We start from the raw sequence: 813 nt of genomic DNA, 5'->3' as shown, positions 1-813 counted from the left end.
AAGGCCCGCCGCCGCGCGCCCGCCCGTCGCCCGCCCGTCCGTCGCCCGCCCGTCCGTCGCCCGCCCGCTCATGGCATGCCTCCCATGACGGCCCAGGCGCCGCCGGTCAGAGATATTTCGTGATCGCCTTGAACTCGTCGATCGGCGCCCGCGCGGCTTTCTCCGCCGGCCCGAGCACGCGCTCGAGGCAGGTATCGAGATGGTCGTGGATCAGCGTCTTCTTCGCGGTTTCCACCGCTTTCTCCACCGCCTGCAGCTGCTGCACGACTTCCAGGCACGGTCGCTGCTCCTCGAGCATGGCGATGATGCTGCGCAGATGTCCCTCGGCGTTGCGCAGCCGCCGGATGATGGCGGGATGGCGCGTGTGCGGGCGCGGGTTCATCGCTTGACCTTACCCTCCGGGGGAGGGTATGCCAACGCCGTCGGCGTGACTTCGCTGTTGCCGGGCGTACCCGTATGTCCGGTGCCCCGCCCAGGACGGGCGGCGCCGACCAATGTCCAGCATAGGGATCACATGAACCCGCGATCTAGTAGCCAGCCCACGGAGAGCGACAGTAGGCGCACGACGCCTGCGATTGCCGCTTCGATGGGTTGGGCCACCGCCCGGGACGTGCATGTGACCGCCACGCCGAGGACGCGCCAGCGCCCGGCCTAGCGGCCAGGCCCGCCCGGGTTCGAGCAACCGCTTGAACCGGAGGAAGGGCCATGGCCGCCTTTCTCGCCTCGTTTCTGAACACTGACCGTCGCGCGCGCGTGCCTCTCCGCGCCCACGTGGCCTTCGCGCGCACGCCCGCCGCCGCGGCGGCGACCGCC

Annotated in this window: 1 protein-coding gene; it reads right to left on the bottom strand. The window is 70.8% G+C overall.

The window, feature by feature from the left end; all coding sequences use genetic code 11:
* Window positions 1-106: 106 nt before the first annotated feature.
* Complete coding sequence (locus B8460_RS12660; protein WP_048861965.1) at window positions 107-382, bottom strand: metal-sensing transcriptional repressor; 276 nt, start codon at window positions 380-382, stop codon at window positions 107-109.
* Window positions 383-813: the final 431 nt, after the last annotated feature.

Source organism: Acidisphaera rubrifaciens HS-AP3 (assembly GCF_000964365.1).
Lineage (GTDB): Bacteria > Pseudomonadota > Alphaproteobacteria > Acetobacterales > Acetobacteraceae > Acidisphaera > Acidisphaera rubrifaciens.
Note: the sequence above shows the minus strand (reverse complement) of the source record. Positions and strands in the feature narration are given on the sequence as shown.

Coding starts and splice junctions, on each gene's coding strand:
- B8460_RS12660 (WP_048861965.1), bottom strand. CDS start 382: ATGAACCCGCGCCCGCACACGCGCCATCCCGCCATCATCCGGCGGCTG.